Annotated in this window: 1 pseudogene; it reads left to right on the forward strand. The window is 68.6% G+C overall.

Going from position 1 to position 331, the window contains the following annotated elements:
- Positions 1 to 331: pseudogene (locus tag ACWBNA_RS47915) on the forward strand (transketolase); the annotation flags it as partial.

Here is a 331-nt window from a genome sequence, read left to right on the forward strand (position 1 = left end):
TCGAGTGGACCGAGTTGGACCAGCGGGCCGTCGACACCGCCCGTGTCCTGGCCGCCGATGCCGTACAGAAGGTCGGTAACGGCCATCCCGGTACGGCGATGAGCCTGGCGCCCGCCGCGTACACCCTCTTCCAGAAGGTGATGCGGCATGATCCGGCGGACCCCGACTGGGTGGGCCGGGACCGCTTCGTGCTGTCCGCGGGCCACTCGTCCCTGACCCTCTACACCCAGCTGTACCTGGCCGGTTTCGGTCTGGAGCTGGATGACCTGAAGGCGTTCCGGACGTGGGGTTCCAAGACCCCCGGCCATCCCGAGTACGGGCACACCACCGG

It is taken from the genome of Streptomyces sp. Q2 (assembly GCF_056820935.1).